Origin of the sequence: Acidovorax sp. (assembly GCF_016783915.1) — a bacterium.
GTDB lineage: Bacteria > Pseudomonadota > Gammaproteobacteria > Burkholderiales > Burkholderiaceae_C > Acidovorax.
In genome coordinates this window covers 1-5,124 of record NZ_JADHVT010000235.1, presented here as the reverse complement: position 1 = coordinate 5,124, position 5,124 = coordinate 1, and the positions used below count along the sequence as shown (strand labels likewise).

The 5,124-nt window shown below is 65.9% G+C and carries 3 protein-coding genes and 1 pseudogene; all 4 read left to right on the top strand.

Going from position 1 to position 5,124, the window contains the following annotated elements; genetic code table 11:
- Positions 1–8: 8 nt before the first annotated feature.
- Complete coding sequence (locus ISS20_RS23535) at positions 9–1,691, top strand: AMP-binding protein (protein WP_291440065.1); 1,683 nt, start codon at positions 9–11, stop codon at positions 1,689–1,691.
- A gap of 300 nt (positions 1,692–1,991) precedes the next feature.
- A complete protein-coding gene (locus ISS20_RS23530; RefSeq protein ID WP_291440063.1) occupies positions 1,992–2,945 on the top strand; it encodes a sugar ABC transporter substrate-binding protein in 954 nt (317 codons plus the stop codon).
- Positions 2,946–3,032: 87 nt separating this feature from the next.
- Positions 3,033–4,694 (top strand): sugar ABC transporter ATP-binding protein, encoded by a 1,662-nt coding sequence (locus tag ISS20_RS23525; RefSeq protein ID WP_291440062.1) that lies wholly within the window; start codon positions 3,033–3,035, stop codon positions 4,692–4,694.
- Positions 4,691–5,124: pseudogene (locus tag ISS20_RS23520) on the top strand (ABC transporter permease); the annotation flags it as partial. The gene ISS20_RS23525 and the pseudogene ISS20_RS23520, both read left to right, overlap by 4 nt.

The following is a 5,124-nucleotide window of genomic DNA, read 5'->3' as shown; positions in this document are numbered from 1 at the left end:
ACAAGCGCATGGAAAAGATCTGGCTCAAGAGCTACCCCCCGGGCGTCCCACACGACGTGAAGCCCGAGCAATACCGCTCTGTGGCCCACCTGCTGGAAGAGTCGTTCCGCAAACACGCATCCAGCCCGTTCTCGGTCTGCATGGACCAGTGGATGACCTATGGCGAGCTGGAACGCCGCTCGGCCGCGCTGGGGGCGTACCTGCAAAGCCTGGGGCTGGAGCCTGGCGCGCGCGTGGCCATCATGCTGCCCAACATCCCGCAGTTTGGCGTGACCATGGCCGCCGTTCTGCGCGCAGGCTACACCTGCGTGAACGTGAACCCGCTGTACACCGCCCGCGAGCTCGAGCACCAGCTCAAGGACTCGGGCGCCACGGCCATCGTGATCCTGGAGAACTTTGCCCATACGCTGGCTGAGGTCATTGACCACACGGCCGTCAAGCATGTGGTGATGGCCTCCATGGGCGACCTGCTGGGCTTCTGGTTTGGCAAATGGATCACCTTCGCCGTGCGCCACCTGGCCAAGATGGTGCCTGCGTATGACCTGCCGCTGTCGAACGGCCGCAAGGTCGTCACGTTCAAGAAGGCGCTTTCGCTGGGCGAACACAAGTCGCTCACACCCAGCCAGGCCACGCTGGATTCGATTGCCTTCCTGCAATACACCGGCGGCACCACGGGCCTGTCGAAGGGCGCGGTGCTCACCCACCGCAACATCGTGGCCGCCACGCTGCAGGCCGAGGCGTGGTTCACACCCGCGCTGTCCAAGGTGGGTGACCTGAGCAAGGCCAACAGCATTGCCGCACTGCCGCTGTACCACATCTTCGCGCTCACGCTGTGCCTGCTGGCCATCCGCCAGGGCTCCAGCCTCACGCTGATCCCCAACCCGCGCGACATTCCGAAGTTCGTGGCTGAACTGAAGAAACGCCCCTTCCACATGCTGCCTGCGGTGAACACGCTGTTCAACGCGCTGCTGCAAAACCCACAGTTCAAGACCCTGGACTTCTCCCACCTGTGCGTGTCGCAGGCCGGGGGCATGGCGGCCAGCGAGGGCACGGCCAAGCAATGGCAAAAGGTGACCGGCAGCACCATGATCGAAGGCTGGGGCATGAGCGAGACCTGCGCCATCGGCACCAACAACCCGGTGATCAGCACCACCTTCAGCGGCAACATCGGCCTGCCGCTGCCGGGCATTGACATCGCCATCAAGGACGACGAAGGCAACAGCCTGCCCCAGGGCGAGTCCGGCGAGATCTGCATCCGCGGCCCCAACGTGATGGTGGGCTACTACAACCAGCCCGAAGAGAACGCCAAGGCCTTCACGCCCGATGGTTTCATGCGCACGGGCGACATCGGCATCATGGACCCGCAGGGCTACACCCGCATCATCGACCGCAAGAAGGACATGATCCTGGTGAGTGGCTTCAACGTGTTCCCCAACGAGCTGGAGCAGGTCATCAGCCTGTGCCCCGGTGTGGTCGAATGCGCGGCCATCGGCGTGCCCGACGAAAAGCAGGGCGAGGCCATCAAGGTGTTCATCATCAAGAACGACCCGGCCCTGACGGAGGACGAAGTGGCCAACTACTGCCACCAGAACCTCACCGGCTACAAGCGCCCCAAGTACATCGAGTTCCGCGACGAGCTGCCCAAGAGCAACGTGGGCAAGATTTTGCGCAGGGAGCTGCGCAAGGCTTGACGCCGTTTTAAGGGCAGCGCACCAAACGCAGCCCCTGCCACCTCCCCCAGGGCGCTTCGGCGCCCTTTTTCTTGGGTGCAAACCATGGACGCCATCCTCCGGCACCCGGTGCTCCCATGTCCGTATCTTCGGGTTTTTACTGATTAGCAAACGTTTGCGCAAACGTTTGCTTTCGATATCATCCAGTTCGCGACAAGGCACCGGGGCATCGGCGGTCACTCCTTTTGAGGAGGTCTGCTGAGGATTCCCCTCGACGCTGTCGGTCGCCTTCGTCCACATTCCAACCTGGAGACAAAACCCATGCGATTTACCCGCCGTTCCGTTCAGACCGCCGCCGCCCTCGCCGTTGTGGGCAGCCTGCTGGCCAGCCCTGCGTTTGCGCAGGACAAGCCGAAGATCGCGCTCATCATGAAGTCGCTGGCCAACGAGTTCTTCCGCACCATGGAAGACGGCGCCAAGGCGCACCAGAAGGCCCATGCCAAGGAATACACGCTGGTGGCCAACGGCATCAAGAACGAGACCGACACGGCAGCCCAGATCAAGATGATCGAACAAGCCATGGCGCAAAAGGTCAGTGCCATCGTGCTGGCCCCGGCCGATTCCAAGGCGCTGGTGCCCGTGGTCAAGGCGGCCATCGACAAAGGCATCCTCGTAGTCAACATCGACAACCAGCTCGATGCCGATGCGCTGAAGGAAAAGAACATCACCGTGCCGTTTGTGGGCCCGGACAACCGCGCAGGCGCCAAGCTGGTGGGCGACCACCTGGCCAAGACGCTGAAGGCCGGCGACAAGGTCGGCATCATCGAAGGCGTGTCCACCACCTTCAATGCGCAGCAGCGCACCCTGGGCTACCAGGACGCCATGAAGGCCGCCAACATCACAGTGGTGGGCGTGCAGTCCGGCAACTGGGAGATCGAAAAGGGCAACACCGTGGCCGCCGGCATGATGCGCGAGCACCCTGACCTCGTGGCCCTGCTGGCCGGCAACGACAGCATGGCCCTGGGCGCCGTGGCGGCCGTGAAGGCCGCCGGCAAGACCGGCAAGGTGCAAGTGGTGGGCTACGACAACATCGGCGCCATCAAGCCCATGCTGGCCGACGGCCGCGTGTTGGCCACCGCCGACCAGTACGCCGCCAAGCAGGCCGTGTTCGGCATCGAGCTGGCACAGAAGGCCCTGGCCGCCAAGACGCCGCAGAACCAGCTGCCCGCCACGGTGAAGACGGATGTGGTGCTGGTGACGAAAGACAGCAAGTAAATCCGAGAGCGGCGAACAAGGCCCTTCTGGCGTTGTTCCCCGCTCAACCGATAAACACCGCCCTGCAGCCGCCCACTTCAAGCCCCCATGCCCAGTCGCTCGCCCGATCCTCAGTCCCCGCCCTTGCTCGCCATCCAGGCCGTGGGCAAGGACTACACCGCCACCGTGCTCGATGGCGTGAATGTGGAGCTGTTTGCGGGCGAGGTGCTGGCGCTGACCGGGGAGAACGGCGCGGGCAAGAGCACGCTGTCCAAGATCCTCTGCGGGCTGGAGCAGCCCACGCGCGGCGGCATGCAGCTGGCGGGGCAGGCCTACGCCCCCACCTCGCGCCGCGATGCCGAGCGCCACGGCGTGCGCATGGTGATGCAGGAGCTGGGCCTGGTGCCCACGCTCACCGTGGCCGAGAATTTGTTGATGGGCCGCCTGCCGCACCGGCTGGGCTGGCTGCAGCGCGATGTGCTGCACGCCGCCGCCCGCGCGCAGCTGGCCAAGATCGGGCTCGACACCATCGACCCCGCCACACCCGTCTCGCAGCTGGGCATTGGCCAGCAGCAGATGGTGGAGATTGCGCGCAACCTGCAGGACGACACGCGCATCCTGGTGCTCGATGAACCCACGGCCATGCTCACGCCGCGCGAGACCAACTACCTGTTCGAACAGATCGCCCACCTCACCGCACGCGGCGTGGCCATCATCTATGTGTCGCACCGGCTCGAAGAACTGCGCCGCATTGCCGACCGCGTGGCCGTGCTGCGCGATGGCCGCCTGGTGGACGTGCGCCCCATGGCGGGCATGAGCGAAGACGACCTGGTGCAGCGCATGGTGGGCCGCGTGGTGAGCGACCTGGACCACCGCCCGCGCCGCCCCGTCGGCCCCGTGGTGATGAGCGCCGAAGGCCTGGGCCGGGGCACCGCCGTGCAGGACGTGAGCCTGGAGCTGCGCGCGGGCGAAATTTTCGGCATTGCCGGGCTGGTTGGATCGGGCCGCACCGAGCTGGTCCGTCTGCTGTTCGGCGCGGACCAGGCGGACCGCGGCAGCGTGACGCTGCACCCGGTTTTGGAGCAAAAACAGCCGCAAGCGCTAGTGAATCATGCGCCAGCAGCTACACAAAACATAGCAAAAACACCCACCCCAGCGCCTACCGCCCCCCGCACCTGGCAGCGGGGTTTCGCATCGCCGCTGCAGGCCATCGCCGCCGGTGTGGGCCTGGTCACCGAAGACCGTAAATCCCAGGGCCTGCTGCTGTCGCAGCCCATCCGCATCAACGCCACACTGTCCGACCTGTCAGCCGTGTCGCGCGGCGGCTGGCTGCAGCGCGGGCTCGAAAGCCGCCTGGTGCAGGGCTTTGTGCGCACGCTGGGCATCCGCTGCCGCAGCCCCGAGCAGCCCGTGGGCCAACTGTCGGGCGGCAACCAGCAAAAGGTGGTGTTCGCCCGCTGGCTGCACCGCGAAGGCCGCGTGCTGCTGCTCGACGAACCCACACGCGGCGTGGACGTGGGTGCGCGCGCCGAGCTGTATGGCGAGCTGGACCGCATGGCCCTGGAAGGCCGCGCGCTGCTCATGGTGTCGTCCGACCTGCGCGAACTCATGGCCATGGCCGACCGCATCGGCGTGATGAGCGCGGGCCGCCTGGTGGCCGTATTCGAGCGCGGCGAGTGGTCCGAGCAATCGCTGCTGGCGGCCGCGTTCTCCGAGCCCGGCGGGCGCACCAGCACCACCCCTTCAACTTCTTCTCCTGTGACCGCATGAACGCCCCCACCACATCTGCCGCGCCCGCTGCGGCGCCCTCCTCCGCCTCGGTCTGGCGCAGCCAGCTGGGCACCTACCTGGGCCTGCTGGCCGTTTTGGCGGGCATGGTGGCGCTGTTCTCGTCGCTGTCCGAATATTTCTGGAGCGCCGAGACCTTCATCACCATCGCCAACGAAATCCCGGCCCTGGCCGTGATGGCGGTGGGCATGACCTTTGTGCTCATCATTGCGGGCATCGACCTGTCGGTGGGCTCGGTGATGGCGCTGGCCGCTGCGACCTCGGCCGCCGCCATCCTGCAATGGGGCTGGACGGTGCCCGCCGCCGCCGCGCTGGCGCTGGCCACGGGCCTGGTGTGCGGCACCATCACGGGCACCATTTCCGTCGCGTGGCGGCTGCCCTCGTTCATCGTGTCGCTGGGCATGCTCGAAGC

Excerpts from the sequence above, each read along its gene's own strand:
- ISS20_RS23535 (WP_291440065.1), top strand. The coding sequence starts at position 9 with ATGGAAAAGATCTGGCTCAAGAGCTACCCCCCGGGCGTCCCACACGAC.
- ISS20_RS23530 (WP_291440063.1), top strand. The coding sequence starts at position 1,992 with ATGCGATTTACCCGCCGTTCCGTTCAGACCGCCGCCGCCCTCGCCGTT.
- ISS20_RS23525 (WP_291440062.1), top strand. The coding sequence starts at position 3,033 with ATGCCCAGTCGCTCGCCCGATCCTCAGTCCCCGCCCTTGCTCGCCATC.